This window comes from Stenotrophomonas sp. TWI700 (assembly GCF_039673645.1).
GTDB lineage: Bacteria > Pseudomonadota > Gammaproteobacteria > Xanthomonadales > Xanthomonadaceae > Stenotrophomonas > Stenotrophomonas maltophilia_AA.
On sequence record NZ_JBDJMB010000001.1, the window covers coordinates 72,865 to 98,765 of the forward strand.

The 25,901-nt window shown below is 68.3% G+C and carries 25 protein-coding genes; 19 read left to right on the forward strand and 6 right to left on the reverse strand.

The window, feature by feature from the left end; all coding sequences use genetic code 11:
* Nucleotides 1-86: 86 nt before the first annotated feature.
* The 3 genes from ABE473_RS00290 to ABE473_RS00300 all read left to right on the forward strand — a co-directional run bounded on the left by ABE473_RS00290 (nt 87) and on the right by ABE473_RS00300 (nt 4,490).
* The gene (locus ABE473_RS00290) at nt 87-2,627 is read left to right on the forward strand and encodes a heavy metal translocating P-type ATPase (RefSeq protein ID WP_346488021.1); all 2,541 of its coding nucleotides are present in this window, start codon (nt 87-89) and stop codon (nt 2,625-2,627) included.
* Nucleotides 2,624-3,124, forward strand: a complete 501-nt coding sequence (gene cueR, locus ABE473_RS00295; RefSeq protein ID WP_313212972.1) for a Cu(I)-responsive transcriptional regulator — start codon at nt 2,624-2,626, stop codon at nt 3,122-3,124. The genes ABE473_RS00290 and cueR overlap by 4 nt, the downstream gene beginning before the upstream one ends.
* Before the next feature lie 145 nt (nt 3,125-3,269).
* Nucleotides 3,270-4,490: a PrpF domain-containing protein gene (locus tag ABE473_RS00300; RefSeq protein WP_346488022.1), complete on the forward strand. Its 1,221-nt coding sequence runs from the start codon at nt 3,270-3,272 to the stop codon at nt 4,488-4,490.
* A gap of 110 nt (nt 4,491-4,600) precedes the next feature.
* Here the strand turns inward: ABE473_RS00300 and ABE473_RS00305 are convergent, their stop codons facing one another.
* Nucleotides 4,601-5,293 carry a type 1 glutamine amidotransferase domain-containing protein gene (locus tag ABE473_RS00305; RefSeq protein WP_346488023.1) on the reverse strand — a complete coding sequence of 231 codons (693 nt, stop codon included), beginning with the start codon at nt 5,291-5,293 and terminating at the stop codon, nt 4,601-4,603.
* A gap of 95 nt (nt 5,294-5,388) precedes the next feature.
* The gene (locus tag ABE473_RS00310; protein WP_346488024.1) at nt 5,389-5,982 is read right to left on the reverse strand and encodes a TetR/AcrR family transcriptional regulator; all 594 of its coding nucleotides are present in this window, start codon (nt 5,980-5,982) and stop codon (nt 5,389-5,391) included.
* Between the two features lie 204 nt (nt 5,983-6,186).
* On the opposite strand from ABE473_RS00310, the gene ABE473_RS00315 reads away from it, so the two are divergent.
* The 5 genes from ABE473_RS00315 to ABE473_RS00335 all read left to right on the forward strand — a co-directional run bounded on the left by ABE473_RS00315 (nt 6,187) and on the right by ABE473_RS00335 (nt 10,802).
* Nucleotides 6,187-7,689 (forward strand): efflux transporter outer membrane subunit, encoded by a 1,503-nt coding sequence (locus tag ABE473_RS00315; RefSeq protein ID WP_346488025.1) that lies wholly within the window; start codon nt 6,187-6,189, stop codon nt 7,687-7,689.
* A 28-nt stretch (nt 7,690-7,717) separates the two neighbouring features.
* On the forward strand, nt 7,718-8,848 hold the full coding sequence (locus ABE473_RS00320; protein ID WP_346488026.1) for an HlyD family secretion protein: 1,131 nt from the start codon (nt 7,718-7,720) through the stop codon (nt 8,846-8,848).
* Nucleotides 8,845-9,891: a DUF2955 domain-containing protein gene (locus ABE473_RS00325; protein ID WP_346488027.1), complete on the forward strand. Its 1,047-nt coding sequence runs from the start codon at nt 8,845-8,847 to the stop codon at nt 9,889-9,891. The genes ABE473_RS00320 and ABE473_RS00325 overlap by 4 nt, the downstream gene beginning before the upstream one ends.
* Nucleotides 9,892-9,908: 17 nt before the next feature.
* A complete protein-coding gene (locus ABE473_RS00330) occupies nt 9,909-10,451 on the forward strand; it encodes a hypothetical protein (RefSeq protein WP_346488028.1) in 543 nt (180 codons plus the stop codon).
* 81 nt (nt 10,452-10,532) lie between these two features.
* Nucleotides 10,533-10,802, forward strand: a complete 270-nt coding sequence (locus ABE473_RS00335) for a hypothetical protein (RefSeq protein ID WP_313212984.1) — start codon at nt 10,533-10,535, stop codon at nt 10,800-10,802.
* Between the two features lie 18 nt (nt 10,803-10,820).
* Here the strand turns inward: ABE473_RS00335 and ABE473_RS00340 are convergent, their stop codons facing one another.
* The gene (locus tag ABE473_RS00340; RefSeq protein WP_346488029.1) at nt 10,821-12,185 is read right to left on the reverse strand and encodes a PLP-dependent aminotransferase family protein; all 1,365 of its coding nucleotides are present in this window, start codon (nt 12,183-12,185) and stop codon (nt 10,821-10,823) included.
* Between the two features lie 190 nt (nt 12,186-12,375).
* On the opposite strand from ABE473_RS00340, the gene cyoA reads away from it, so the two are divergent.
* Genes cyoA through ABE473_RS00375 form a run of 7 tightly spaced genes read left to right on the forward strand, consistent with a single transcriptional unit; the run spans nt 12,376 to nt 18,869 of the window.
* Nucleotides 12,376-13,350, forward strand: coding sequence for a ubiquinol oxidase subunit II (gene cyoA, locus ABE473_RS00345; RefSeq protein ID WP_346488030.1), 975 nt, complete (start codon nt 12,376-12,378; stop codon nt 13,348-13,350).
* A gap of 2 nt (nt 13,351-13,352) precedes the next feature.
* Nucleotides 13,353-15,332 (forward strand): cytochrome o ubiquinol oxidase subunit I, encoded by a 1,980-nt coding sequence (gene cyoB / locus ABE473_RS00350; protein WP_346488031.1) that lies wholly within the window; start codon nt 13,353-13,355, stop codon nt 15,330-15,332.
* Nucleotides 15,329-15,967 carry a cytochrome o ubiquinol oxidase subunit III gene (gene cyoC, locus ABE473_RS00355; protein ID WP_346488032.1) on the forward strand — a complete coding sequence of 213 codons (639 nt, stop codon included), beginning with the start codon at nt 15,329-15,331 and terminating at the stop codon, nt 15,965-15,967. Before cyoB ends, cyoC begins: the two co-directional genes overlap by 4 nt.
* Nucleotides 15,964-16,287, forward strand: a complete 324-nt coding sequence (gene cyoD, locus ABE473_RS00360) for a cytochrome o ubiquinol oxidase subunit IV (RefSeq protein ID WP_346477390.1) — start codon at nt 15,964-15,966, stop codon at nt 16,285-16,287. The genes cyoC and cyoD overlap by 4 nt, the downstream gene beginning before the upstream one ends.
* A gap of 23 nt (nt 16,288-16,310) precedes the next feature.
* On the forward strand, nt 16,311-16,766 hold the full coding sequence (locus ABE473_RS00365; RefSeq protein WP_346488033.1) for a copper chaperone PCu(A)C: 456 nt from the start codon (nt 16,311-16,313) through the stop codon (nt 16,764-16,766).
* Nucleotides 16,763-17,332: an SCO family protein gene (locus ABE473_RS00370; RefSeq protein WP_346488034.1), complete on the forward strand. Its 570-nt coding sequence runs from the start codon at nt 16,763-16,765 to the stop codon at nt 17,330-17,332. Before ABE473_RS00365 ends, ABE473_RS00370 begins: the two co-directional genes overlap by 4 nt.
* Before the next feature lie 37 nt (nt 17,333-17,369).
* Nucleotides 17,370-18,869, forward strand: coding sequence for an MFS transporter (locus tag ABE473_RS00375; protein WP_346488035.1), 1,500 nt, complete (start codon nt 17,370-17,372; stop codon nt 18,867-18,869).
* A gap of 35 nt (nt 18,870-18,904) precedes the next feature.
* Here the strand turns inward: ABE473_RS00375 and ABE473_RS00380 are convergent, their stop codons facing one another.
* The 3 genes from ABE473_RS00380 to ABE473_RS00390 form a co-directional block, all read right to left on the reverse strand.
* Entirely contained in the window at nt 18,905-19,738 is an 834-nt protein-coding gene (locus ABE473_RS00380; protein ID WP_346488036.1) for a methyltransferase domain-containing protein, read from the reverse strand.
* Nucleotides 19,739-19,823: 85 nt separating this feature from the next.
* Entirely contained in the window at nt 19,824-21,164 is a 1,341-nt protein-coding gene (locus ABE473_RS00385) for an Nramp family divalent metal transporter (RefSeq protein ID WP_346477686.1), read from the reverse strand.
* Between the two features lie 73 nt (nt 21,165-21,237).
* Nucleotides 21,238-22,179, reverse strand: a complete 942-nt coding sequence (locus ABE473_RS00390) for a LysR family transcriptional regulator (RefSeq protein ID WP_346488037.1) — start codon at nt 22,177-22,179, stop codon at nt 21,238-21,240.
* A 96-nt stretch (nt 22,180-22,275) separates the two neighbouring features.
* Between ABE473_RS00390 and ABE473_RS00395 the strand changes: the two genes are divergently transcribed.
* The 4 genes from ABE473_RS00395 (at nt 22,276) to ABE473_RS00410 (ending at nt 25,871) form a co-directional block, all read left to right on the forward strand.
* Nucleotides 22,276-23,487, forward strand: coding sequence for an MFS transporter (locus ABE473_RS00395; protein WP_346488038.1), 1,212 nt, complete (start codon nt 22,276-22,278; stop codon nt 23,485-23,487).
* Between the two features lie 46 nt (nt 23,488-23,533).
* Nucleotides 23,534-24,304, forward strand: a complete 771-nt coding sequence (locus tag ABE473_RS00400) for a hypothetical protein (protein WP_346488039.1) — start codon at nt 23,534-23,536, stop codon at nt 24,302-24,304.
* A 51-nt stretch (nt 24,305-24,355) separates the two neighbouring features.
* On the forward strand, nt 24,356-25,333 hold the full coding sequence (locus tag ABE473_RS00405) for a zinc-binding dehydrogenase (RefSeq protein ID WP_346488040.1): 978 nt from the start codon (nt 24,356-24,358) through the stop codon (nt 25,331-25,333).
* A 118-nt stretch (nt 25,334-25,451) separates the two neighbouring features.
* Complete coding sequence (locus ABE473_RS00410) at nt 25,452-25,871, forward strand: cupin domain-containing protein (protein ID WP_346488041.1); 420 nt, start codon at nt 25,452-25,454, stop codon at nt 25,869-25,871.
* Nucleotides 25,872-25,901: the final 30 nt, after the last annotated feature.

Consider the following 25,901-nt stretch of genomic DNA (forward strand, 5'->3'; position numbering starts at 1 on the left):
TCCCCTCCGTCCCCGTTATGACGCTTGACCTTCCCATGATGGGAACCTTTAGGGTGGCAGGTAACCTCACCCCAAGGACTGTCCCCATGTCTTCCATTGCTTCCCGGTCCGGTGCGCCGATCAGCCGCCTGAGCCTGCCCATCGAGGGCATGACCTGTGCCTCGTGCGTGGGCCGGGTCGAGCGTGCGCTCACCGCGGTGCCCGGCGTGATGAGCGCCTCCGTCAACCTCGCCACCGAGCGCGCCGACCTCGGTTTCATCGGTGCGGCCGATCCCCTGGCCGCCGTACGCGCCATCGAGAGTGCGGGGTACACCGTGCGGGAAGACAGCACCGAACTGAGCATCGAGGGCATGACCTGCGCCTCCTGTGTCGGCCGCGTCGAACGCAGCCTCGCGCAGGTGCCCGGCGTGATCGCGGCCAGCGTCAACCTTGCCACCGAGCGCGCCCAAGTACGCCATCTGGCCGGGACCGTGTCCGTCGCCGATCTCGAGGCCGCCGTGGAAAAGGCCGGCTATACCGCGCGCGCCGTCACCGTCAGCACCGCCGCGGCCGGCGACCAGGAGGAGGAACGCCGCGAAGGGGAAGCGCGCGCGCTGCGCCGCTCCCTGATGCTCGCCGCCGCACTGACCCTGCCGGTGTTCATCCTGGAAATGGGCTCACATCTGGTGCCGGCCATGCACCACTGGGTGATGCACACCTTGGGAATGCAGACCAGCTGGTATCTGCAGTTCGCCTTGGCCACGCTGGTGCTGTTCGGGCCCGGCCTGCGTTTCTTCCGCAAGGGCGTGCCGGCGCTGCTGCGTGGCGCGCCGGACATGAACTCGCTGGTGTCGCTGGGCACCGCGGCCGCCTATGGCTACTCGGTGGTCGCCACCTTCGCGCCGGGCGCACTCCCGCCGGGAACCGCCAATGTCTACTTCGAGGCGGCCGTGGTGATCGTGACCCTGATCCTGCTCGGCCGCACGCTGGAGGCGCGGGCCAAGGGCCGCACCTCACAGGCGATCAAGCGCCTGGTCGGGCTGCAGGCGCGGACCGCACGCGTGCAGCGCGGCGGTGACACCGTCGAAGTGCCGCTCGAGCAGGTCACGCGCGGCGACATCGTGCTGGTCCGCCCGGGCGAGAAGGTGCCGGTGGACGGCGCGGTGGTCGAGGGATCCTCGTACGTGGACGAAAGCATGATCACCGGCGAACCGGTGCCGGTCGCCAAGGCGGTGGGTGCCGAGGTCGTCGGTGGCAGCCTCAACACGACCGGTGCCTTCAGTTTCCGTGTCACCAAGGTGGGCGGAGACACCGTGCTCGCGCAGATCATCCGTCTGGTCGAGCAGGCGCAGGGCTCTAAGCTGCCGATCCAGGCGCTGGTCGACAAGGTGACGATGTGGTTCGTGCCGGCGGTGATGGCCGCGGCCGCGTTGACCTTCCTGGTCTGGCTGGTGTTCGGCCCTGCGCCGGCGCTGACCTTTGCGCTGGTCAATGCCGTCGCGGTGCTCATCATCGCCTGCCCCTGTGCGATGGGCCTGGCCACGCCGACCTCGATCATGGTCGGCACCGGGCGCGCCGCCGAACTGGGCGTGCTGTTCCGCAAGGGCGAAGCCCTGCAGGCACTGCGCGATGTGAGCGTGATTGCGCTGGACAAGACCGGCACGCTGACCAAGGGCCGTCCCGAACTGACCGACCTGGAGCCGGCCGCCGGTGTCACGGCGGATGAGGTGCTGGCGCTGGTCGCTGCAGTGGAGACCCGTTCCGAGCACCCGATCGCCGAGGCCATCGTGGCGGCCGCCAAGGCGCGGGGTCTTGCACTGGCTCCCATCGAGCGCTTCGAGGCCGTGCCCGGCTTCGGCGTGTCGGCGCAGGTCGGCGGCCGCAGCGTCGCAGTCGGCGCGGACCGCTACATGACCCAGCTCGGCCTGGATGTCGCCGCCTTCCGCGCTACTGCCCAGCAGCTGGGCGAGCAGGGCAGGAGCCCGCTGTATGCCGCCATCGATGGTCGTCTGGCGGCGGTCATCGCGGTGGCCGACCCGATCAAGGAGAGCACGCCGGCGGCGATCCAGGCGCTGCACGCGCTCGGCCTGAAAGTGGCGATGATCACCGGCGACAATGCCGCCACCGCCGCGGCGATCGCCCGCCAGCTCGGCATCGATGAAGTGGCGGCTGAAGTGCTGCCGGACGGCAAGGTCGCGGCGTTGAAGCGTTTCCGCGCGGGCGGCGCCAAGGTGGCCTTCGTCGGCGACGGCATCAACGACGCACCGGCACTGGCCGAGGCCGATGTCGGCCTGGCAATCGGTACCGGGACGGATGTGGCGATCGAGGCCGCGGACGTGGTGCTGATGTCCGGCGACCTGCGTGGCGTGCCCAATGCCATCGCACTGAGCAAGGCGACCATCCGCAACATCAAGCAGAACCTGTTCTGGGCCTTCGCCTACAACGCGGTGCTGATCCCGGTGGCTGCGGGCCTGCTGTACCCGTTCAACGGCACGCTGCTCTCGCCGATCTTCGCCGCGGCGGCGATGGCCCTGTCCAGCGTGTTCGTGCTCGGCAACGCGCTGCGGCTCAAGCGCTTCCATGCACCGATGCAGGCCGATACGCTGGGTACCGGCGTCGAGGCAGGCGCGATGAGGACCGTACGATGAATATTGGCGAAGCGGCGACGTTCTCGGGCGTGTCGGCCAAGATGATCCGCTACTACGAGCAGATCGGGTTGATCCCTCCGGCGGCACGCTCGGAGGCGGGTTACCGGCATTACAGCCCGCAGGACGCGCACAGCCTGCGCTTCATCCGGCGCGCGCGCGATCTCGGGTTTTCGGTCGAGCAGATCGGCGAACTGCTGGTGCTGTGGCAGGACCGCGGGCGCGCCAGTGCCGACGTCAAGGCGGTGGCGCTGTCCCACGTGGGGGGGTTGAAGGCCAAGATCGCCGAGCTGCAGGCGATGGTACAGACCCTGGAGCATCTGGCCGAGCACTGCCACGGCAATGACCGGCCGGATTGCCCGATCATCGCGGACCTGGCCGAGCCCGTTGCCGCAGCATCAGACGCGCCGGCGTCCAGGAAGGCGCGCCGGACGCCGTTGTTCGGGGCCGATACCCCCGTGTCCTCACGCGGGGTATCGGCGCGGAAGCCCCGCGCCTGAGTGACCTTCGCGGGTGATCAGGTAGGGGGTCACGGCGCTGATGCCGGCGCCTGTCGGCATCCTGACGTCGCAAATGCCTTGCTCGGCAGCACGGTTTTCTACACTGGCAGTCGGGCCTGTGCCCGACCGATTGCAGGAGCTGGATGTGGCAACCCTTGATACCCGATGTGGTCTGCGGCTCGAACGGCGCGCCGGGGTAATCCAGTTTCCGGTTCACTACGCCCGGGGAGGCACGTCGACCGGCGTGATCATCGATGCCGCATTCGCGCCTGCGGATATGGTCGCGCGCGAAGAACTCCTGAGGCACCTGCTGGGGGTGCCTCAGCGGGGGACGGTCGCCCGCAACAGTCAGATCACCGGGCTCGGCCGCGGCACGGCGACCAGCAACAAGGCCTTTTTGGCGCATGTTGAAACAGTCGACGGACGGAACAGGATTGTGAGCACGCTGGCACAACTGGCAGCAGCGCATGCCACTGTGGACTGGAGCGTCAACTGCGGCAACTTCTCCTCCGCGCTTCCACTTTGGGCGGTCGACATGGGGCTGGGGTCGGGCACGCGCGGTGATCTGGAGATTGATATCCGCAATACCAATACCGGTGTCATCACCACGGCGCGGTTGCTCAGGGAGGGCGCGGGCCTCCGCGATGTCGAGATTCCCGGTGTCCAGGGTGCCTTTCCCGGTGTCGACCTCTTCCTTCGAGCGCCGGTCGGCGCCAAGACCGGCACGCTGCTGCCCACCGGTCGGGTCGTTGACGATGTGCTCGGGGTGCAGGTGTCCTGCGTCGATGTGGCTGTTCCCATGGTCATCATCGACGCGGGGTCGTTCGGCAAGTCGGCCTGGGAGGAGCCCGCGGAACTGGAGGCTGACGCTGACTTCATGCGGGCGCTGCGCGCGGTGTGGATTGAGGCGGGTGTGCGAATGGGTCTGCGGAAACCCGATGGCGAGTTGATGAGCCGGGACGCATTGGCCCACAGTGAAACGATTCCCAAGGTATGCATCGTGGGCAAACCACGCGGCGGCGGCGCGATCTCGGTCCGATACTTCACGCCTCAAACCGCCCACGCCTCCATGGCGGTCTCCGGTGGCTGCTGCCTTGCGGCGGCCATGCTCATCTCAGGGTCGATCGCCTCACGCGTGGCGGTGGGTGTTGCGCCGCCGTGCGAGCAGGATGCCGAACAGGTACTGGGCATGGAAAACCCAGCGGGGGTTCTGGAGGCGACGGTGGTGGCACGTGTCGCGTCCAACAGGCTGGAGGTGACATCGGTAGGCTATCGCCGGAATGCGCAGATTCTGCAGCGCGGCCATGTACCGCTCTACCACGCGTCGCGTCATCTGGATAATGCACTGTCTGCGCTGATGGGATAGCGCGGCCGCAGGCGACGGCGGCGAGCGGCCCAGAAGAGTGTCTGCGTCGTGGCAGACACTCCCTGGTGCGCACTACGGAACGCGTTGTCAGCGCAGTCCGATTGCACGGCCTATGCCTTGGCGGGCGCACCGAGGCGCTGCAACAGCACGGCCGCGGCTTCGGCGGACGAGGCCGGATTCTGGCCGGTGATCAGCAGCCCGTCGCTGACCACGTACGAGCCCCAGTCCGGGCCCTGCGAGTAGTCGCCACCTGCGGCCTTGAGCATGTCTTCAACCAGGAAGGGCACCACCTCGGTCAGGCCGACGCCGGCTTCCTCGGTATTGGTGAAGCCGGTGACCTTCTTGCCCTGGACCAGCGGGGCGCCCTCGGCGCTCTTGACGTGACGCAGCACGCCGGGGGCATGGCAGACCAGCGCAACCGGCTTGCCGGCGGCGATGAAGGCTTCGATCAGCGCGATCGAGTGGCTGTCTTCGGCCAGGTCCCACAGCGGGCCATGGCCACCGGGATAGAACACGGTATCGAAGTCGGCCTGCGAGACGCTGTCCAGACGCACGGTGTCGGCCAGCTGTGCGTTGGCGTCCGCATCGGCTTCGAAACGACGCGTGGCGTCGGTCTTGAAGTCAGGCTCGTTGCTCTTGGGATCCAGCGGCGGCTGCCCGCCCTTGGGCGAGGCCAGGACGATCTCGGCGCCAGCATCCTTGAAGGTGTAGTAGGGCGCGGCCAGCTCTTCCAGCCAGAAGCCGGTCTTCTTGCCGGTGGTGCCGAGTTCGTCGTGGGACGTCAGTACGATGAGGACTTTCATGGGTGATACTCCTGCGGGTGCTTGATTAGACTGGTCGTCTAGTGATGGGGCCGAGAAAAAAACACGTCGTTGGACGTGCCTGGAACATCCCTTTGTCAGGGGGCGGTATGCAGAAGGCGGCGGGTCAGCGCCAAGGCATCGTCGAAGGGGCGGGCCGTGCGGGCGATCTTGACCATGATGCTGGTGCCCAGCCACAGCTGGTACAGGCGCCGTGCCACCGCATCGGGCGGGTCCTGGATCGTCACCGATCCGTCGGCGACGCCTGCGTCAAGCGCCCGCGCCAGACGATCGGTGATCCCGGTGGTGCCGCGCTGGAGGGCGGCCCGCATCGGCTCGGACAGGTCGGCGACTTCCGCACCGAGCTTCACCGCCAGGCACTTGCCTTGGCAATCCTCGAACGACTGGCTGTCCTGCCACGCAGCGAAATACGCCTCCAGCTGCTCGGCCTTGGTCTGGCCCGGCTGCCGGAAGATGCGGTCCATGTCGGCGAGGTACGCGCTGAAGTAGTCCTCCAGCAGCGCCTCCCCGAACGCCTCCTTGGAGGCGAAGTAATGGTAGAACGAGCCCTTGGGGACGCCTGCCGCCGCGAGCACTTCATTGAGGCCGACGGCGGAGAAGCCCTTGGCGCCCATGATCCGTTGGCCGGTGGCCAGGATCGTGTCGCGGACGGGGGAGGTGGCGGAGGTCATGGGAGGGACTCTACACCTGATTAGACCGGTCGTCTAGTTACGGGTGAGGCGACGTCCGTCTTGTGCGGCACGGTAGAAATACTGAGATCCAACCTGCACATCCGGGCGCATGATGCGCGGAAGGCGGGAGCGTCCTGGGGATGCAGGGGGCACGCGCCCGTCGAGCACTTGATCCGCCATCCCCTCCACACACAGGGTGCCGCCATGACGTGCCCGCAGTCAGCGGTCCCCCCGCGCGCGGCATCGGCTGCACGGCCGGTCTGCGTCCGGCGGCGTGTACGGTCTGCCCCCGGCGTCTGCGGCGCGGCGCTGCTTGGTGTGCTGGCAACGAGCGGATGCATGTCCACGCCTGCCTATGTGCGGCCCACCGTGGAGGTGCCCGCCGCCTATCGGCTGCCCGGGATCGCAACGGCACCGGCGGACGGCCCTTCGCTCGACGCACTGGCCCCTTGGTGGCAGGGCTTCGGCGATGCGCAGCTGGATGCGCTCGTCGACGAAGCGTTGCGCGCCAATCACGATCTGGCCATCGCAGTGGCGCGGGTGGACGAGTTCGCCGCCCGGGTCACGGCCGCCCGGTCGGCCGCGTTGCCGCAGCTGGGCTACGGCGTCAGCTCGGGCCGTCAACGGGCGCCGGGGATCGGCGCATCCGGCACGCACGCGGTGGGCCTGTTCGCCAGTTGGGAACTCGATCTCTGGGGGCGCCTGCGCAGCGAGCAGGACGCCGCACGTGCCGAGTTGATGGCCAGCGAACAGGCGCGCCGGGGCGTGGCGTTGAGCGTGGTCGCCTCGGTGGTGGCCGGCTACATCACCCTGCTCGATCTGGATCGGCGCCTGGAGATCGCCAACGCCACCGTGGCCGGCCGCCGCGAGAGCGTGGCGCTCTTCCAGCTGCGCCTGGACGGCGGCGCACTGTCCGAGTTCGAGATGCTGCAGGTCAGCGCCGAGTACGAAAGCGCCGTGGCGGCCGTGCCGGAACTGCAGCAGGCGCTGGCCGAGCAGGAGAACGCGTTGTCGGTCCTGGTCGGACGCAATCCCGGCCCGATCACGCGTGGCGGCACCCTGCAGACTCTGCAGCCGCCGGTGCCACCGGCAGGACTGCCCTCCGATCTGCTCGCGCGGCGACCGGACATCCTGCAGGCCGAGCAGCAACTGGTGGCTGCGCATGCGCGTATCCAGGTGGCCCGGGCATTGTATTTTCCGACCCTGTCACTCACCGGGCAGGGCGGCCGTGCCAGCGCGGCACTGGATGATCTGTTCAGTGGTCCGTCGCGGATGTGGTCGTTCGTTGGCCAACTGCTGGGGCCGATCTTCGCCGGCGGTGCCATCGATGCGGCAAACAGACAGGCACAGGCCCGCAACGTGCAGGCGGTGCTGGACTACCAGCGCACGATCCAGAACGCGTTCCGTGACGTGGACGACGCCCTGGCCGCCATCCAGTCGAAGACCGACCTGGTGGCGTCGCTGGAACGGCGGGTGGACGCATTGCGACGTGCGGTCGCCCTGGCCGGCGAGCGCTATGACAACGGCTACGCGGATTACCTGGAGGTGCTCGATACCGAACGCGGGCTGTTCTCCGCCGAGCTGGCGCTGAGCAGCGCACGCGGTGACCGCTACCGGGCAAGCGTCGCGTTGTATCAGGCCCTGGGCGGGGATGGAGGGACCCGGCAGATGGCCAGCCGGTCATCGGTTTCCGTCCCGCCGCGCTGACACCTTCGACATACCACGAGAGGGCACGATGCAGAACCAGCCGACAGCAGCAGACCCGACCGAGGCCGCGACCGGCGCAGCGCCGACAGCGCGGCCGCCGCTGCGGCGGATCGTGCAGGCGGTGCTGGCGCTGTTGCTGCTCGTGTTCGTCTATCACCTCGTCGCCGACCGCTTCACTCCCTATACCTCGCAGGCCACCGTCGACGGTTTCCTGGTCCAGATCGCGCCGGAAGTGAGCGGGCCGGTGGTGAGCGTGGAGGTGCGCGACAACCACCCGGTGCGTGCCGGCCAGGTGCTGTTCCGTCTGGATCCGCTGCCGTTCGAGATCGCGCTGCGCGCGGCCCAGGCCAATCTGGCGGTCGTCCAGCAGGGAATGGAGGCGACGGCCGCGGAGGTGCGCGTCGCCACCGCACAGCTGCAGCGCCAGCGGGTGGAGCTGGCCAGCAGCCAGCAGTTGGGCCGGATCGTGCTGGACCTCGCCGCCAAGCGCGCCTTGTCCGAAACCTCGGCGATCCGCGCCCGCAGTGACATCGCGCGCACCCGCGCGGAGATCCAGCGCGCCGAGGCCGAGGCCGAGCGTGCGCGGATCCGCCTGGGCAGTGGGGAGGGCGGCTCTCCACAGGTGCTCCAGGCGATGGCTGTCGTCGAGCAGGCCGCGCTGGACCTGCGCCATGCCACGGTGGTTGCGCCGGCGGCCGGAGCCATCAGCAATCTGCGGCTGGCGCCTGGCCAGTTCGTCGGCCGCGGCCAACCCGTGCTGGGGTTCATCGGCGACGGGCCGCGCTGGGTCACCGCGGCCATGCGCGAAAACCAGTTGGGTCGCATCGCACCCGGGAATCGGGCCTATGTGGCCTTCGACGATCGGCCGGGGCAGGTCTTCGTCGGGCGCGTGGACAGCATCGGCGAGGGCATTGCACGCGGCGGCGAAGTGCCGACCGGTGAGCTGCCGACGGTCACGGCGCCTACCGGGTGGCTGCGCGAGCCACAGCGTTTCCCCGTGCACATCGTGCTCGACCCGCCCACGGAACCGACCGCGCGACTGCCGGGGCGGAGTGGTGCGCAGGCCAGCGTGGTGGTGCTGACCGCCGAGCGTTCGCTGCTCAATCCACTGGCCCGGGCATGGATATGGCTGGCCGCGCAGTTGAGCTACCTGCAATGAACGCCTCCTCCAGCGCGACCACGATCCAGCTGCACGGCGTGCTGCGCTTCGCCGTCGCGGTCACCGCCGCGTTCGTCATCGGCGAGGTGATGCAGTGGTGGCCGAGCTTCCTCGCGGCGGTCCTGGTCGCGGTGCTGCTCGCGAGTCTGCCGGTGCGGCCCACGCCACGCATGGCGCTGGGCCTGGTGATGGTGATGACGGTCGTGGCCTGGGTTCCGTACCTGTTGGCGTCGCTGTTGCGGGGGATGCCGATCGTGCTGTTCGGGCTGACCCTGCTCGGCATGTTCCTCGCCTTCCTCGGCCTGCTGCTCGGGCGCCCGCGGCTGCCGGCGATGCTGCTGCTGATCTGCCTGGCGGTGATCCCGGTGGTGGTGATGACCGCACCGGCGCAGGCCGCCGCGTTGCCCTGGGCGCTGGTACGCGGCATGGCGCTGGCGGTGGTGCTGATGCTGGGGGTCCATGCGCTGTGGCCGGCGCTGCCTGCGCCATCGGCGGCTCTACCGGCCGGCCCATTGCCGGGCTCGCCACTCGCACTGGCGATCGTCTCGACCCTGGTGCTGTTGCCGGTCCTGCTGGTCTATCTGCTGCTGGGGCTGGTCGATGCGCTGCCGGTGATCGTCACCACGGTGATGCTGGTGATCAATTTCGAGACGCAACGCAGCGCACGGCATGCGCTCGCGCTGGTGCTCGGCAACCTGGCGGGTGGGCTGCTGGGGTGGTGCCTGCATCTGGCGTTGCTGAGCACCCCGAACCTGCTGTTCCTGAGCCTGTTGCTGCTGCTGGTGATGATCGGCTTCGGCCGTTGGATCAGCGCTGGGGGCGCGGTCGGTGCCGTCGCGCTGGTGGCCTGCAACGCGGCACTGATCATTTTCGGTACGGCGCTGGCCACCGGCCCGACCTCGGTCATGGTCTGGCTCACCCGCCTGACCCAGTTCGCGCTGGCCGGCGCGGTCACGCTGACCCTGATGCATCTGCTCTGGCGCTGGCTGCCCCGCGCGGCCGCGCCGTCCCCATCCCCTTCCGCGTCCCCCCATCCGCGCTGAGCGCGAGGAGCATTGCCATGACCACCCTCGATTCGCCCCAGGTTCCCGGTGTGCAGCCCTCCGACCCGCGACAGCGGCGGCGACTGATCCTCGGTGTCGCGGTCTGGGTCGTGGGATGGATACTCGGCCTGGGCCTGATGCCCGTCGTTGAGGCGTCCACCTTGTCCGATGGCCTGAAAACCACGCTCAACGGCGTCCTGCTGCTCGGGTTCCCCAAGCTGTTCCTGGTGCTTGCGGTGGCGATCATGGGCAAGCCCGGGTTCGCCTACCTCAAGTCGCTGATCGGTGGCCACCTGCGCCGCTTCGCGCCGGCGGCCCAGGTCAGCCCGGTGCGCTACCGGATCGGGCTGATCCTGTTCATCGCAGTCATCGTGCTGAGCTCGATCGGGCCGTACGTCGCGCCGCAGACCGGCTCGCTGCGCATGCAGCACCCTCACCTGGTCGCCATGAGCGGTGACCTGCTGCTGGTGGTCAGCCTGTTCCTGCTGGGCGGCGATTTCTGGGACAAGCTGCGTTCCCTGTTCGTCCGCGACGCCAAAGCGGTGTTTCCGCCGTCGTGAGCGGCCACGGCAGGCCCCCGGTGGCCGGGGGATCACGGTATATTCCCCGGCCCCATTTCTTCGCCAGATCCAGACCAAGCCATGAGCACGCCCCGGAAATACTACAAACACCCCGCGGAATCCGAGATCGGCAACGGCACGATCTACCTCGAGGCACAGGGCGATGTGATCGTCCGCCAGGTCGAAAGCTATCGCAGCGTGCTGGTCTGGGCCGACAAGTCGGGGCAGGCCGACGAACGCTTCCCGCTGTCCGATCAGCCCTTGTCCTGGCTGGACCTGGATTCGGATGACAGCATCACCGCCAGCCAGTTTGAAGCGGTCTGGAAGCAAGCCAAGGCGGTGTCCGGCTGATGTGCCGAGGGGCTGGACTCAGACCGTCCAGCCCGGGCGTTCCGCCGCCACATGCATCAGCTGATCCAGCTGGCGCAGCGCCCGGTGCAGTTCCTGCCGGTGGGCGGCCGCGCCCAATGAAATCCGCACCGCATCGTTGATCGCCACGCCTGCGGGCGTGAAGGCCGACGACGGTGCGATGCCCAGGCCCTGCAGCCGCGCGGCGTGGGTCAGGCTGGCATCGGTCCAGTGGGCAGGCAACCGGCACCACGCGTGTACGCCCGCGCAGTGCTGCAGGAAGCGCGGCGACAACGCCGAGTGCGCCAGGTAGCGGCGCTCGGCCGCTTCTTCCTGCACCAGCGTCAGCATCGCCTGCGCGGAGCCATCCAGGATCAGCTGCGTCACCAGGGCATTCATCAGCGGCGGCGCCATCAGGTTGACCGCGCGCAGGGCATCGAGCACCGGCTGCCGGTCCATGCCGTCGGGCAGGCGCACGAAACCCGTGTGCAGTCCCGGGCTCAGGCACTTGGAGAGGGTGGAGATGTAGCAGGTGTGCCGTGGCGCCAGCAGCGCGAGCGGGGCAGGGGCGTCGTCGACCAGCAGCCAGTACGGATCGTCTTCGATCAGTCGCAGGTCCTGCGCGCGGATCACCTGGGCCAACGCCTCGCGGCGTGCCTGCGGCATCGTGTGGGCGGTCGGGTTCTGCGCCGTCGGGTTGAGGTAGATCAGCCGTGCGCCCTGCTGCTTCGCGGCGCGCGCCAGTGCATCCGGACGCATGCCGTGCGCGTCGCACTCGACCACCTGCAGCCGTCGCTCCAGCACCCGCGCGGCGTGCAGCAGGCCCGGGTAGACCAGGGGCTCGCACAGGATCGTGTCGCCGGCGCCGGTCAACGCCAGCAGCAGGGCCGACAGCGCCGCCTGCGCGCCTTCGGTGACGACCAGCGTCTCGGCATCGACCTTGCCGAGGATCGGTTTGAGCCAGTGCTGGGCCGCCCGGTGATCGGCGCGGCTGCCGCCGCCCACGTGATACGTCATCAGGTTGTCCGCATCGCTGCGGCTCAGCACGGACGACAGGCCACGCCGCAGAACGTCGGCGACCTGGCCGCCGCCGGGGCTGGGCGGCAGGTTCATGCTCAGGTCGACCAGCTGGGTGAGCTCCACCTGCGGCGGCGCGACGAACGAGCCGAGCGGGCCGCGCGCATCGATCAGACCGCGTTTGCGTGCCTCGGTGAAGGCGCGGGTGATGGTGGTCAGGTCCACGCCGAGTTCGGCGGCGAGCGCGCGCTGTGCGGGCAGGCGCTCACCGGGGCGCAGCGCGCCGGACCAGACCGCACGTTCCAGCGCCTGCACGATGCGCAGGTAGACCGGCCCGTGGCCGTCGGCGATGAGGGGGCTCCATTCCATGCGCGCATGGTACGCGCGGCGCAGGGCCGGGCTGCGACAGTGTGTCGCATCATGTATGGGTCATGTCGTTGCCTAACGTACGCGGCTGCGGCGGGCACCCCCCATGCATATCGGTCATGCAGGGGGGTGTTCGCCACTTTTCATGATCCGGGCCGCCCGGCCCGGCACTGCGTTGGAAGGGCCGTCACGCATGAACCCCGCTACACATCCCGCTCGCCGCGCCACCCCGGCCGGTCGAGCCCGCGCCGGACGCTGGTTCGGCCTGGCAGCGCTGCTGCCATTGCTCACAGGGTGCAAGAACCTGGAGCTGTTCAACCCCATGGGCAGCATCGCCGAGCAGGAAATGCAGCTGATCCTGGTCTGCACCGGCCTGATGCTGCTGGTGGTGATCCCGGTGATCATCCTCACGCTGTACTTCGCGTGGCACTACCGCGAGTCCAACAAGGAGGCCACCTACGCGCCGACCTGGTCGCATTCCACCGCGATCGAAGTGGTGGTGTGGACGATTCCGTGCCTGATCGTGGTGGTGCTCGGCGTGTTGATCTGGAAGAGCACCCACGCGCTGGATCCCTACCGCCCGATCGCGTCGGACAAGCCCGCGCTGCGCGTGGAAGTGGTCTCGCTCAACTGGAAATGGCTGTTCATCTACCCGGACCACAACGTGGCCACGGTCAATGAGCTGGTGATGCCGGTCGATACGCCGGTGGCGTTCAAGCTGACCTCCGAGTCAATGATGAATGCCTTCTTCGTGCCGCAGCTGGGCAGCATGGTCTACACAATGCCCGCGATGCAGACCCGCCTGCACCTGATCGGCCACACGCCGGGCACCTATGCCGGCATGTCGTCCGCTTACAGCGGTTCGGGTTTCTCGGACATGAAGTTCGATGCGCGGGTGATGACGGAGGCGGACTTCGCGCAGTGGCTGGCGCAGTCGCGTGGCACCGCCGAGCACCTCGACCAGGCCCGCCTGGCCGAACTGGAGAAGCCGACCCACGGTGCGCCGATGCAGCGCTTCGCCAGCGTGGATACCGGACTGTTCGACAGCATCCTGCGCCGTTACGGCGGCATGCCCGATGACGAGATCTGCCTGCCCGGCGAAGAACCCGGCGCGAAATCCCAACTCGTAAGCCTGGCCGCGTCTGCCAGCCGTACCGCGGAGAACTGATTGTGCTTGGAAAGTTGAACCTCGAAGCGATTCCCTACCACGACCCGATCATCATGTCGGCGCTGGTGGGCTCGCTGCTGCTGGGCGTGGCGATCGTCGCGGCCATCACGTATTACAAGAAGTGGGGCTATATCTGGACCGAGTGGATCACCTCGGTGGACCACAAGAAGATCGGCGTGATGTACATCATCCTGGCCCTGGTCATGCTGGTGCGCGGCTTTGCCGACGCGCTGATGATGCGTGCCCAGCAGGCCATCGCCGCCAATGACAGTGCCGGCTACCTGCCGCCGGAGCACTACGACCAGATCTTCACCGCGCATGGCGTGATCATGATCTTCTTCGTGGCCACGCCGCTGATCGTGGGCTTGATGAACATCGTGGTGCCGCTGCAGATCGGCGCGCGCGACGTCGCCTTCCCGTTCGTCAACTCGCTCAGCTTCTGGCTGTCGGCGGTCGGCGCGGTGCTGGTGATGCTGTCGATGTTCGTCGGCGATTTCGCCGCGACCGGCTGGGTCGCCTATCCGCCGCTGTCCGGGATCGAGTACAGCCCCACGGTGGGCGTGGACTACTACATCTGGTCACTGCAGGTCTCCGGCATCGGCACCACGCTGACCGGCCTGAACTTCATCGTCACCATCCTCAAGATGCGTGCACCGGGCATGGACCTGATGAAGATGCCGGTGTTCACCTGGACCGCGCTGATCACCAACATCCTGATCGTGGCGATCTTCCCGGTGCTGACCGCGACCCTGGCGCTGCTGACCATGGACCGCTACTTCGGGATGCATTTCTTCACCAATGACGCCGGCGGCAACGCCATGATGTACGTCAACCTGATCTGGATCTGGGGCCATCCGGAGGTCTACGTGCTGATCCTGCCGTGCTTCGGCGCGTTCTCGGAGATCATCGCCACGTTCTCGGGCAAGCCGCTGTTCGGCTACCGCTCGATGGTCTACGCGACCTCGTCGATCGGCATCCTGTCGTTCTTCGTGTGGCTGCACCACTTCTTCACCATGGGCTCGGGCGCGAACGTGAATGCCTTCTTCGGCATCATGACCTCGATCATCTCGATCCCCACCGGCGTGAAGCTGTTCAACTGGCTGTTCACCATGTACCGCGGCCGGATCCGCTACCACTCCTCGACGTTGTGGACGATCGGCTTCATGGTCACCTTCGCCCTGGGTGGCATGACCGGCGTGATGCTGGCGATCCCGGGTGCGGACTTCGTGCTTCACAACAGCCTGTTCCTGATCGCGCACTTCCATAACGTGATCATCGGCGGCGTGGTGTTCGGCTGCCTGGCCGGCATCAGCTTCTGGTTCCCGAAGGCGTTCGGTTTCACCCTCAACGAGCGCTGGGGCAAGATTTCGTTCTGGTGCTGGCTGGTCGGTTTCTACCTGGCCTTCATGCCGCTGTACGTGCTCGGCTTCAAGGGCATGACCCGCCGCATGAACCACTACGGCGTGGAGGGCTACCAGCCGTGGCTGATCGTGGCCGCGATCGGTGCGCTGGTGATCGCCGCGGGTATCGCCGCGATGTTCATCCAGTTCTACGTCAGCGTGCGTGACCGCAAGGCCAACATGGACCTCACCGGCGACCCGTGGAATGCGCGCAGCCTGGAATGGGCCACGTCCTCGCCGCCGCCGTTCTACAACTTCGCCAAGCTGCCCGCGATCACCTCGCTGGAACAGCATTGGGACGACAAGCAGCACGGCCGGGCCTGGCAGCGCCAGGACAGCTACGAGGACATCCACATGCCGCGCAATACCGCAGCGGGTGTGGTGATCTCGGTGTTCAGCCTGGTCCTGTGCTTCGCCCTGGTCTGGCACATGTGGGTGCTGGCCGGCATCGGCCTGATCGGTGTGATCGCCACCTTCGTGCTGCGTTCGTACGACCGTGACGTGGACTACTACGTGCCCGCCGCCGAGGTGAAGCGCATCGAAGACGCGCACTTCGCGCAGATGGAAGGAGCCAAGGCATGAGCGGCGATACCCTGACCGCTGTTTCGCAGCACGGGCAGCTCGCGGCCGGTCATCACGACCACGCCGACGAGCACCACGACGACGGCAACAAGACCGTCGTCGGGTTCTGGATGTACCTGATGGGCGACTGCCTGATCTTCGCGGTGCTGTTCGCCACCTTCGGCGTGCTGCTCAACGGCACGGCCGATGGCCCCAGCGGCAAGGAGCTGTTCAAGCTGGGCTTCGTGCTCTCCGAAACGGTGGTGCTGCTGCTCAGCAGCTTCACCTTCGGCCTGGCGATGCTCGGCCTACAGGCTGGCAGGCGCAACCAGGTGGTGGGCTGGCTGGCCGTGACCGGCGTGCTCGGTGCGGTGTTCATCGGCATGGAGCTGTATGAGTTCGCCGAGCTGATCCATGAAGGCGCCACGCCGGACGTAAGCGCGTATCTGTCGGCGTACTTCACACTGGTGGCCACGCACGGCCTGCACGTCACCTTCGGCCTGCTGTGGCTGGCCATCATGATCCACCAGGTGCTGAAGTTCGGCCTGGACGGGATCGTGCGCCGCCGCCTGGCCTGCCTGAGCCTGTTCTGGCACTTCCTGGATCTGATCTGGATCTGTGTGTTCACCTTCGTCTACCTGCGGGAGTTCGTATGAGCGGCCACGCCACCCTGAAGGGCTACATCCTCGGCCTGCTGCTGTGCCTGGTGCTGACCGGCGCCTCGTTCGCCGTGGTCATGACCGGGTTGGTACCGCAGCCGCTGCGACTGACGGCGATCGTGGTGCTGTGCGTAGTGCAGCTGGTCGCGCAGCTGGTGCTGTTCCTGCATATCGGGGCAGGACGCAGCCAGCGCGAGAACACCGGCATCTTCCTGTGCACCGCCTTCCTGATCGCCATCGTGGTGGCCGGCTCGCTGTGGGTGATGCACAACGCCAACCTCAACATGATGCCGATGCAGATGTCGGGCACGCCATGAGCAGGTGCCGCACGGGCGCCCTGTTGGTCGGGCTGCTGTTGACGAGCCCCCTGATGCCGGTGGTGGCTGCGGCCGCGCCGACCCACGCCGCGGCAACGGTGTCGGTCAGCGATCCGTGGATCCGGCTGCCACCACCGGCGGCGAGCGTGGCGGCCGGCTATGCCCAGCTGCATAACGGTGGCGGGCCGGACCGGCTGCTGTCCGCCTCGTCCGCGGCGTTCGCCGAGGTGCAGATCCATGCCATGCGCATGGACGGCGAAGTGATGCGCATGCAAGCGCTGCCCGATGGCCTGGCCTTGCCAGAAGGCCAGACCGTGGCGCTGCAGCCCGGCGGCTATCACCTCATGCTGTTGAAGCCCAAGCGGCCGTTGTCGGCCGGGCAGACGGTGCGGATCACACTCCGGTTTGCCCACGGTGCAGAACAGGCGGTGGACTTCAGCGTGCGCGATGGTCGGGTCGCGCAGGGAGCGGCGAAGTGAGCCGTCGGCTCGGTGCGGGCCTGCTGGCACTGATGCTGCTGGCCGGCTGCGCCGACGGGCAGGCACCGGTCATGGGTCAGGCGGCCTTTGCGGCCGTGACGCTGGAGAGCAGCGACGGCCGCACGCTCACCATCCGGGATCTGCAGGGCAAGCCGACGCTGCTGTTCTTCGGGTTCACCCATTGCCCCGAGGTGTGCCCGCTGAGCCTGGTCAAGGCGGTGCAGATCAAGCGCCTCCTGGGCCCGGCCGCAGAGCAGCTGCAGGTCGTCTTCGTGACGGTCGACCCGCAGCGCGATACACCGGCGCACCTGCGCGAGTACCTGGCCGCCTTCGATCCGGGCTTCCTCGGCCTGGCCGGTGACGAGACGGGCACGCGTGCCATCGCCGAAAGCCTGGGCGTGAGCTATCGCCGCGTCGGTGAGGGCGACACCGCGACCTTCGAGCACACCGCGTCGTGGTTCCTGCTCGGTGCCGACGGACAGCTGCAGGATGTGTACGGCTATGCGATGAGCGAGCAGGCGATCGTGGAGAAGCTGCGCGGTCGGCTGGCGGCGGCCGGCACGTGAGGCCGTTGACGGCCACGTTCCGAGGGCGGGCACTGCGATGAGCCGTACTGCGCCGCACCGTGCCGACGCTGTGCTGCTGCTCGGCTCGGCCGGCTGCGCGCTCACCGTACTCGACACCAATGTGGTCGGTGTGGTGCTGCCGACCATCGCGCGCGATCTGTCGGCGTCCTTCGCGGACATCGAGTGGGTGGTCAGTGCCTACGTGCTGTGCTTCGCCGCGTTGCTGCTGCCGGCGGGCACGCTGGCCGACCGCATCGGTCGTCGGCGCCTGTTCCTGATCGGCTTGAGCCTGTTCGCGCTGACCTCGGTGGCCTGCGGCATCGCCGGCACTGCGATGGCCTTGTACCTGGCACGGGCCGGGCAGGGCGCGGCGGCCGCGTTCATGCTCGCACCGGCGCTGTCGTTGATCGGGCATGCGCACCAGACCGGCCCCTCGCGTGCGCGTGCCTGGGCGATCTGGGGCGCGATCATGGGCCTGACCATGGTGCTCGCGCCCTTGATCGGCGGCGCCATCGCCACCTGGTTCGGCTGGCGCTGGGCCTTCCATATCAATCTTCCCCTGTGCCTGCTGCTGGCCGGCCTGGCGTGGGCGTTCGTGCCGGAATCGCGCGATCCGGTCAGCCGCCGTATCGACGTGCCGGGCGTGCTGTTGTTCGCGGGCAGCATGCTGTCGTGGACCTGGGCGCTGATCCGTGGGCCGGTGGAAGGCTGGGGCAGTACCGCGGTGTTGCCCTGGCTGCTGGCCGGGACGCTGCTGGGCGCGGGCTTCATCGTGGTCGAACAGCGCCGCGCCCAGCCCATGCTCGACCTGCGCCTGTTCCGCGCGCCGGCGCTGGTGGGCGCAGTGCTGGCGATGTTCGCGTACGCCGCCTGCGTACAGGTGATGGCCTCGTTGCTGCCGCTGCTGCTGCAGAACGCCCGCGGCGACAGCGTGCTGCAGGCCGCCGTGCACATGCTGCCGTTTGCGCTGGCGATGCTGCTGCTGCCGTTCCTCGGTCGCCGCCTCGGCACGCGATGGGCCTCCGGCCAGATCCTGGCGCTCGGCCTGGGCGTGGCCGTGATCGGCAACCTCGGCATCGCCGTGGCGCTGTGGCAGCACAGCAGTGCGGGCCTGCTGCTGGCGATGGCCGTGCTCGGCAGTGGCGGTGGGCTGCTGAATGGCGAAACGCAGAAGGCGATCATGAGCGTGATCCCGCCGGACCGTGCCGGCATGGCCTCGGGCATCAGTACCACCGCGCGCTTCACCGGCATCCTGATCGGGTTCGCCACGCTCGGCGCGGTGCTGTCCAGCCATGTCCGTGACGCCGCCCGCGGTGCGCTGACCGAGGCCGGGCAGGCATGGACGCCGGCGCTGATCGAGCGCGTGGTGGTGGGCGAGCTGTCCGTGCAGGGCGCGGCCAGCGACAGCCTCACGCGGCTGGCCCGCCACGCCTATGCGGAGGGGGCCGCCTATGCCTTCGTGACGGCCGCCGCGATCGCACTGGGGGCGATGCTGCTGACCAACACGCTGATGGCGAGGCGCTGTTCGCAGGGGTAGAGCGCCGGCGGGTCGCATCCACGCAATGCGTGCATCTACCAGGCGCGGGCGCGCACATCCCAGCAGGCGGCGGTGAACGTCACCGCATCGCCTTCAACGAACGGCGCGAAGGCCTGCAGTACCGCGTCCATTACCTGCGACCGTGCAGCCGCATCGAGTGGCGCATTCCGCAACGCGCTTCCGACCGGTCCCAGCAAGGTCACGTAGGTCGCCAGGTCCGCACGGTCGATCCGGCAGACCACGTCCAGCGGCAGGATCTCGACATCCTCCCAGCCCGCCGCCGTCAGGATCTGCTCGACCTGCGCACGGTCGGCGAACGCGAACTGCCCCGGCCCCCCGGGCTGGCGCGCGGGCAGGGTCAACCACGGTGCGGCCGCGCGCTCGGCCGTGATCATAAAGGCATTCTCGTTGGGGCCGCGCCAGGCCAGCGCCTGCAGCACGCCGCCGCGTTTCGTCGCCCGCTGCAGCCGTCCGAAGGCCTGCACGGGATCATCGAAGAACATCACCCCGAAGCGTGACACGATCCGATCCAGGCTTCCCGGTGCGAACGCATGCTGCTGTGCGTCGGCGACGATGAACTCCACGGGCAGCCCGGCGCGTTGCGCGCGCTCACGCGCCAGCGCGATCATCGGGGCCGAGATGTCGACCCCGGTAACGTGGGCATCCGGACCCAGCCGCCCGGCAATCGCCAGCGCCACCGCGCCGGTCCCGCAGCCCACATCCAGGACGTGCAGTTCGTCGCCGGGCGGGATCGCCTCGACCAGATGGGTAGCAAGCGGCGCGAACATATGGTCGAGAATGCGTTGCGCCTCGACCCACGCCTCACCGGCGGGGCCATTCCATAGCGCGTGCTGCGAGGTGTCGGTCATTGCGTGGCTCGATCTGGGCTTGCCAGTGGGGTAAGGAGCTCGCACTTTGCCACCTCAACCATCGTTGAGGTCAAGGGGGGATGCCTCAGCCCCGCCACACATCCACCAGCAGTTTCACGTTCAAGACGATGATCAGGCCGCCGATCAGCCATGACAGCGCGATTAGCCAGCGCGGCGCGACCAGGGCCCCCATCTTGGCCTTGTCCGACACGAACCGCACCAGCGGCACCACCGCGAACGGCAGCTGCATCGACAGCAGCACCTGGCTCAGCACCAGCAATCGCGCGGTGCCTTGCTCGCCGTAGATCGCGGTGACCACCACCACCGGCACGATCGCGATGCCACGGGTGATCAGGCGCCGTGCCCACGGCGCGATCCGCAGCCGCAGGAAACCTTCCATCACGATCTGCCCGGCCAGCGTCGCGGTCACCGTCGAGTTGATCCCCGAGGCGAGCAGGGCGACCGCGAACAGGGTGGAGGCCAGCCCTACGCCGAGCATCGGCGCCAGCAGCTCGTACGCCTGCTCGATCTCCTGCACGTCGGTACGGCCGTGCGCATGGAACACCGCGGCGGCCAGGATCAGGATCGAGGCGTTGATGAAGAGCGCCAGCATCAGGGCGATGGTGCTGTCGGTCACCGCCCAGCGCAGCGCACTGCGGCGCCCGGCATCGGTGCGTGGGTAAGCGCGGGTCTGCACGATCGAGGAGTGCAGGTACAGATTGTGCGGCATCACGGTGGCGCCGATGATGCCGATCGCCAGGTACAGCGCCTTGGGGTCGGTGACCACCTGCGCGTGCGGGATGAAGCCGGCCAGCACGGCCTGCAGCGGCGGGGCGGCGATGAATATCTGGATTGCGAAGCAGCCGAAGATCACCAGCAGCAGCGCGATCACGAAGGCCTCCAGCGCGCGGAAGCCGCGGTTCATCAACAGCAGCACCAGCACCACGTCCACCGCGGTGATGATCGCGCCGGCCAGCAGCGGGATGCCGAACAGCAGCTTCAACGCGATCGCGGTGCCGATCACCTCGGCCAGGTCGCAGGCGATGATCGCGATCTCGCACAGCAGCCACAGGCCCAGGTTCACCGGCCGCGAATAGTGATCGCGGCACGCCTGCGCCAGATCGCGCCCGGTCGCGATGCCCAGCCGCGCGGACAGCCCCTGCAGCACGATCGCCATCAGATTGGAGAGCAGGATCACCGACAGCAACAGATAGCCGAACTGCGCGCCGCCGGCGATGTCCGTGGCCCAGTTGCCCGGGTCCATGTAGCCGACCGAGATCATGTAGCCGGGGCCGAGGAAGGCCAGCAGGCGGAACCACCAGTGGCCGCCGCTGGGAACGGCCACGCTGGCGTTCATCTCGCCCAGGCTGGGCGTGTGCCCGGCCGAGGAAGGCCAGGCAGGGGAATTCCCGGGGCGACGTTGGATGTCCACGACCGCAATATAGCAAAGGCTATGTTAGTAAGTCTTTGCAATTTCAGGTCATGCGACCTGCTTCCAATCAGCGTGGCGGCGGCAGGCGGCGCATCCCATGGGTGTGTGGCAGGGAGGCCTTCATCGCGTCGATGAAGGCACGCAGCCGACTTGGCATCTGGCGCGTCGTGGGATAGACGAGGTGCACCGGCAAGGGAGGCGCCTCCCGCTCCGGCATGAGACGGATCAGCCGACCGGCTCGCAGCGCCTCCTCCACCAGCCAGGCGGACACGACGGCGGCTCCCAGGCCCGCCAACGCCGCCTCGCGCACGACGAACAGATTGTCGGTGAACAGGCGGGGCTGGATCGCGATCTGCAGGGCCGGGCCACCGTCGTCGGGCAGCAGCGTGATGCGGTCGCGGTAGTAGGTGGTGAGCGCGATCCAGGGCACGGTGGTCAACAGGGCGGGGTCGCGTGGATCCGCTTCGCCGATCAGCTGTGGCGAGGCAATGACGATGCGAGGCACCTCGGCCAGGGGCACTGCAACGAGGTGTGGCGCGTCCACCGTGCCAACCCGGATCGCACAGTCGATGCCTTCGGCGATGAAGTCCGGATGGCGATCTTCCAGGATCCACTCCAGATTGACCTGGGGATGGCGCGCCAGGAACTGCAGCATCGGGGCCAGCAGTTGCGCCTGTCCGAACGCGTGCGGCACCAGCACCCGCAGCCGTCCGCGCGGCACGTTCACCTCGCCGCGCAGGTCGGCCTGGATCGCGTCCCAGTCGGCGACCAGCGCCTCGGCATGGGCGAAGCAGCGCTCGCCGTCTTCGGTGAGGGTCATGCGGTGCGTCGAGCGCTTGAGCAGTTGCAGGCCGAACAGGCGCTCCAGGGCCTGAAGACGCCGGCTCACGGTTGGCTGCGTGGTGCCGAGCTGGGCCGCAGCGGCTGAAAGGCTGCCGCTTTCCACGATGCGCACGAAGGTCCGCAGTAGATCGATCCGATCGGCGCTGGGGGCAGGGCTGCTGGTCATGCGGTGTGCGTATGAAGAATATGCGGAAAAGCCTACTACACGCCGCGCCTGGGGAGGACGATGCTGGCCCCACTTTCCCCGTGGTTGGAGCTGCCCATGTCTGTCCTGCATATACCTGCCGCCGCGCCGCCGCCGCGAGCACTGGCCCCTCGGTTGATCCTTTCAATGGCCGCGGCGACCGGTTTCGCTGTTGCCTCCATCTACTACAGCCAGCCCATGCTGGGGGTGATGGGACCCAGCCTGTCTGCGCCGCCCGCCGCCATCGGCCTGGTGCCTACGCTGACGCAGTTGGGTTATGCGCTGGGCATTCTGCTGCTGGCGCCGTTGGGTGACCGGTTCGATCGCCGTCGGCTGATCCTGGTCAAGGCCGCGCTGCTCGCGATGGCGCTTGGCGGGGCGGCGTTGGCTGGCAGTCTGCCGACGCTGCTGCTGGCCAGTCTGCTTGTGGGCCTGACGGCGACAGTCGCCCAGGACGTCGTACCCGCGGCAGCCAGCCTTGCACCTGAGGCAAACCGGGGCGCCGTGGTCGGGAAGGTCATGACCGGGCTGCTGCTCGGCATCCTGCTCTCACGCGTCGCCAGCGGGCTGGTCGCGGAATGGCTCGGCTGGCGCACGATGTTCGGGCTCGCGGCGCTTTCGGTCGGGCTGATGGCGGTGGCCCTGGGACGGGAGCTGCCCCGTTTCGCGCCGAGTACCACACTGCGCTATCCGGCGTTGTTGGGTTCGCTGGTGGCGCTGTGGCGCGGGCAACCGGCGCTGCGCCGCGCCGTGTTCGCGCAGGGGCTGCTGGCGGTCGGGTTCAGTGCGTTCTGGTCGACTCTGGCCCTGATGCTGCACAGTCGCTATCAACTGGGCAGTGCGGTGGCCGGCGCCTTCGGCATCGCCGGTGCGGCGGGTGCGCTGGCGGCACCGTTGGCCGGGCGGTGGGCCGACCGGCTCGGCAGCCATGCCGTGGCCCGGATCGCGACTCTGGTCGCGTTGTGCGGGTTTGCGATGCTCTTGCTGGATCCGTGGCTGCCGCGGGTCGCGGTGGTGCCGCTGCTGGCGGTGAGTGCCGTGGTGTTCGATTTCGGGTTCCAGTCGGCCCTGGTCTCGCACCAGGCCATGGTCTACGGGCTGCTGCCCGAGGCCCGCAGCCGGCTCAACGCACTGCTGTTTACCGGCGTCTTCCTCGGCATGGCCGCAGGCGGCGCGCTGGGAAGCCTGGCGCTCGCAGAGTGGGGCTGGATGGGCGTGGCCACGCTGGCGACCGCGGCGGCGGCACTGAGCCTGTTCGTGCGCCGCCGGCGCCCCCTCCCAACGTCTTAACCCTGAACCGCGTATCGTCACCGCTCTTTTCAGCTGGAGTGGATGCATGCGTTGGATCGTGTTGTTGGCCGCATTGGCGATGCCCGTAGTGGCGTGGCTCTCACAGACCGGCATGTTCGGCCCGACCAACGGCGCAGTGTCCGACCAGTATCCGACGCTGCTGGTGGCGGCCGGGTACGCCTTCGCGATCTGGGGCGTGATCTTCCTGTGGGACGTGCTGTTCGGGTTCTGGCAGCTGCGCCTGCGCAAGCCGGACATCACCGGGGTGCGCCCGTGGGCCGCGGCGGGCTTCGCGCTGACCGCCGCCTGGATGCCGGTGTTCTCCAACCAATGGTTCCTGCCGGCGCTGGCGATCATCTGGGCCGCCTTGCTCTGCCTGATCGTGGCGGCCTACCGCGCCTCGCCGATCACCGCCCCGGGCGGTCAGCGCGCCTGGGCCGCCTATCCGCTCGGGTTGCATGCGGGCTGGCTGTCGTTGGCGGCCTACCTCAATACCGCCCAGGTGATCGTCGCCTACGGCTGGCTGCCGACCGACAACATGCTCGGCTGGAGCCTGGTGCTGCTGGTTCTGGCCACGCTGCTGGTGCTGGTGGTCAACCAGCTGCTGCGCGGGCATTTCGCCTATCCGGCAGCCGTGATCTGGGCGCTGGCCGGCATGTACGTCAAGCAGTCCGGCTGGGACCTGCCGGGTGCGGGCAACATCGCCACCCTGGCCCTGGTGCTGATCATCATCGTGGTGATCCAGACCGTGTGGCTGCGCGTACGCGCGTACCGCCAGCCGCGCGCGATCGCCGCCGCCCACCGTCATCGTCGTTGATTGCTGTTGCAGGAGACCCCCCATGAACATCGTGAAGAAGGAGCGTTGCTGATGCGCGCTGCTATCCATACCACCTTTGGTGACCCCAGCCAGGTCCTGCACGGCGGCGACGTCCCGCAGCCGACCCCGGCAGCCGGCGAGGTGCGCATCCGCACCGTGCTGGCGCCCATCCACAACCACGACCTGTGGACCGTGCGCGGCCAGTACGGCTACAAGCCCGAGCTGCCGGCGATCGGTGGCAGCGAAGGGACCGGCGTGATCGACGCGCTGGGCGAGGGCGTCGAGGGCCTGAAGATCGGCCAGCGTGTCAGCGCCGCCTCGGTGCATGGCACCTGGGCTGAGCACTTCATCGCGCCGGCACGCATGGTCATTCCGATGCCGGACAGCATCGATGACAACACCGCCGCGCAGCTGATCGCCATGCCGCTGAGCGCGCTGATGCTGCTGGAATTCCTGCAGGTGAAGCAAGGCCAGTGGATCCTCCAGAACGCGGCCAACGGCGCGGTCGGCAAGGCGCTGGCGATGCTGGCCAAGGCGCGCGGCGTGCACTGCATCAACCTGGTGCGGCGCGACGCCGGCGTGGCCGAGATGCGCGGGCTCGGTATCGAGCACATCATCTCCACTGCGCAGTCGGACTGGATGGCGCAGGTGCAGGCCGCGACCGGCGGCGCCTCGATCGCCGCCGCGGTGGATTCGGTCGGCGGCCGCGCCAGCAGCGAGCTGATGACGCTGCTCGGCGACGGCGGCACGCTGGTCTCGTTCGGCTCGATGACCGGCGAGCCGATGCAGCTCAGCTCGGGCGACGTGATCTTCAAGCAGGCCACGGTGAAGGGCTTCTGGGGCAGCAAGGTCAGCCAGGCCATGGCCCCGGAGGACAAGCGTCGCCTGGTCGGCGAACTGCTGCAGCTGGCCGCCCGCGGTGGATTGAGCCTGCCGGTGGACGGCGTGTTCGGGCTGGATGAGGTCGGTGATGCCGCCAAGGCCAGCCTGGAGCCGGGACGCAACGGCAAGGTGCTGCTGCGCCCCTGATCCATTGATGAGCTGGGCTCATGGCTGCATGCCGGTTGCGGCGGCTAGTCCCGGTGCGGCCGCGCGCCTACAGTGTGGGTCCGCGGCGAGCTGCGCCGTTCCTTCAGGAGATCGCGCCATGCCCACCGAAACCGCGCCCATCCGCATCACCAGCGCGGGCACCACCGCCTCGGCGGCCGGTCCGGCGGACTATTTCACCGGCAAGGTGCGCATCGATGCGCCGTTCCAGACCGATGCGCCCGCACGGGTCGGCGGAGCCACTGTCACCTTCGAGCCCGGCGCACGCACCGCGTGGCATACCCATCCGCTGGGCCAGACCCTGATCGTCACCGCGGGCGTGGGCAGCGTGCAGGAATGGGGCGAGCCCGCGCGCGAGATCCGACCCGGCGACATCGTCTGGATCCCGCCGGGCGTCAAGCACTGGCATGGCGCGAAGGCCGCTACCGCGATGACGCATATCGCGATCGCCGAAGCGGTCGACGGTTCGCCGGTGACGTGGATGGAGCAGGTCAGCGACGCGCAGTACAGCGGCGGCTGAACGACGGCGCGTGTCGGGACGGTCGTGTCA

What these genes read in the sequence shown, in the direction of transcription:
- ABE473_RS00325 (WP_346488027.1), top strand. Translation starts at nt 8,845, where the DNA reads ATGAACGCCTCCTCCAGCGCGACCACGATCCAGCTGCACGGCGTGCTG.
- ABE473_RS00400 (WP_346488039.1), top strand. Translation starts at nt 23,534, where the DNA reads ATGCGTTGGATCGTGTTGTTGGCCGCATTGGCGATGCCCGTAGTGGCG.
- ABE473_RS00340 (WP_346488029.1), bottom strand. Translation starts at nt 12,185, where the DNA reads ATGGAATGGAGCCCCCTCATCGCCGACGGCCACGGGCCGGTCTACCTG.
- ABE473_RS00375 (WP_346488035.1), top strand. Translation starts at nt 17,370, where the DNA reads ATGAGCCGTACTGCGCCGCACCGTGCCGACGCTGTGCTGCTGCTCGGC.
- ABE473_RS00310 (WP_346488024.1), bottom strand. Translation starts at nt 5,982, where the DNA reads ATGACCTCCGCCACCTCCCCCGTCCGCGACACGATCCTGGCCACCGGC.
- ABE473_RS00410 (WP_346488041.1), top strand. Translation starts at nt 25,452, where the DNA reads ATGCCCACCGAAACCGCGCCCATCCGCATCACCAGCGCGGGCACCACC.
- ABE473_RS00405 (WP_346488040.1), top strand. Translation starts at nt 24,356, where the DNA reads ATGCGCGCTGCTATCCATACCACCTTTGGTGACCCCAGCCAGGTCCTG.
- ABE473_RS00390 (WP_346488037.1), bottom strand. Translation starts at nt 22,179, where the DNA reads ATGACCAGCAGCCCTGCCCCCAGCGCCGATCGGATCGATCTACTGCGG.
- cyoC (WP_346488032.1), top strand. Translation starts at nt 15,329, where the DNA reads ATGAGCGGCGATACCCTGACCGCTGTTTCGCAGCACGGGCAGCTCGCG.
- ABE473_RS00330 (WP_346488028.1), top strand. Translation starts at nt 9,909, where the DNA reads ATGACCACCCTCGATTCGCCCCAGGTTCCCGGTGTGCAGCCCTCCGAC.
- ABE473_RS00335 (WP_313212984.1), top strand. Translation starts at nt 10,533, where the DNA reads ATGAGCACGCCCCGGAAATACTACAAACACCCCGCGGAATCCGAGATC.
- ABE473_RS00315 (WP_346488025.1), top strand. Translation starts at nt 6,187, where the DNA reads ATGACGTGCCCGCAGTCAGCGGTCCCCCCGCGCGCGGCATCGGCTGCA.
- ABE473_RS00320 (WP_346488026.1), top strand. Translation starts at nt 7,718, where the DNA reads ATGCAGAACCAGCCGACAGCAGCAGACCCGACCGAGGCCGCGACCGGC.
- cueR (WP_313212972.1), top strand. Translation starts at nt 2,624, where the DNA reads ATGAATATTGGCGAAGCGGCGACGTTCTCGGGCGTGTCGGCCAAGATG.
- ABE473_RS00380 (WP_346488036.1), bottom strand. Translation starts at nt 19,738, where the DNA reads ATGACCGACACCTCGCAGCACGCGCTATGGAATGGCCCCGCCGGTGAG.
- ABE473_RS00395 (WP_346488038.1), top strand. Translation starts at nt 22,276, where the DNA reads ATGTCTGTCCTGCATATACCTGCCGCCGCGCCGCCGCCGCGAGCACTG.
- ABE473_RS00290 (WP_346488021.1), top strand. Translation starts at nt 87, where the DNA reads ATGTCTTCCATTGCTTCCCGGTCCGGTGCGCCGATCAGCCGCCTGAGC.
- ABE473_RS00305 (WP_346488023.1), bottom strand. Translation starts at nt 5,293, where the DNA reads ATGAAAGTCCTCATCGTACTGACGTCCCACGACGAACTCGGCACCACC.
- cyoD (WP_346477390.1), top strand. Translation starts at nt 15,964, where the DNA reads ATGAGCGGCCACGCCACCCTGAAGGGCTACATCCTCGGCCTGCTGCTG.
- cyoA (WP_346488030.1), top strand. Translation starts at nt 12,376, where the DNA reads ATGAACCCCGCTACACATCCCGCTCGCCGCGCCACCCCGGCCGGTCGA.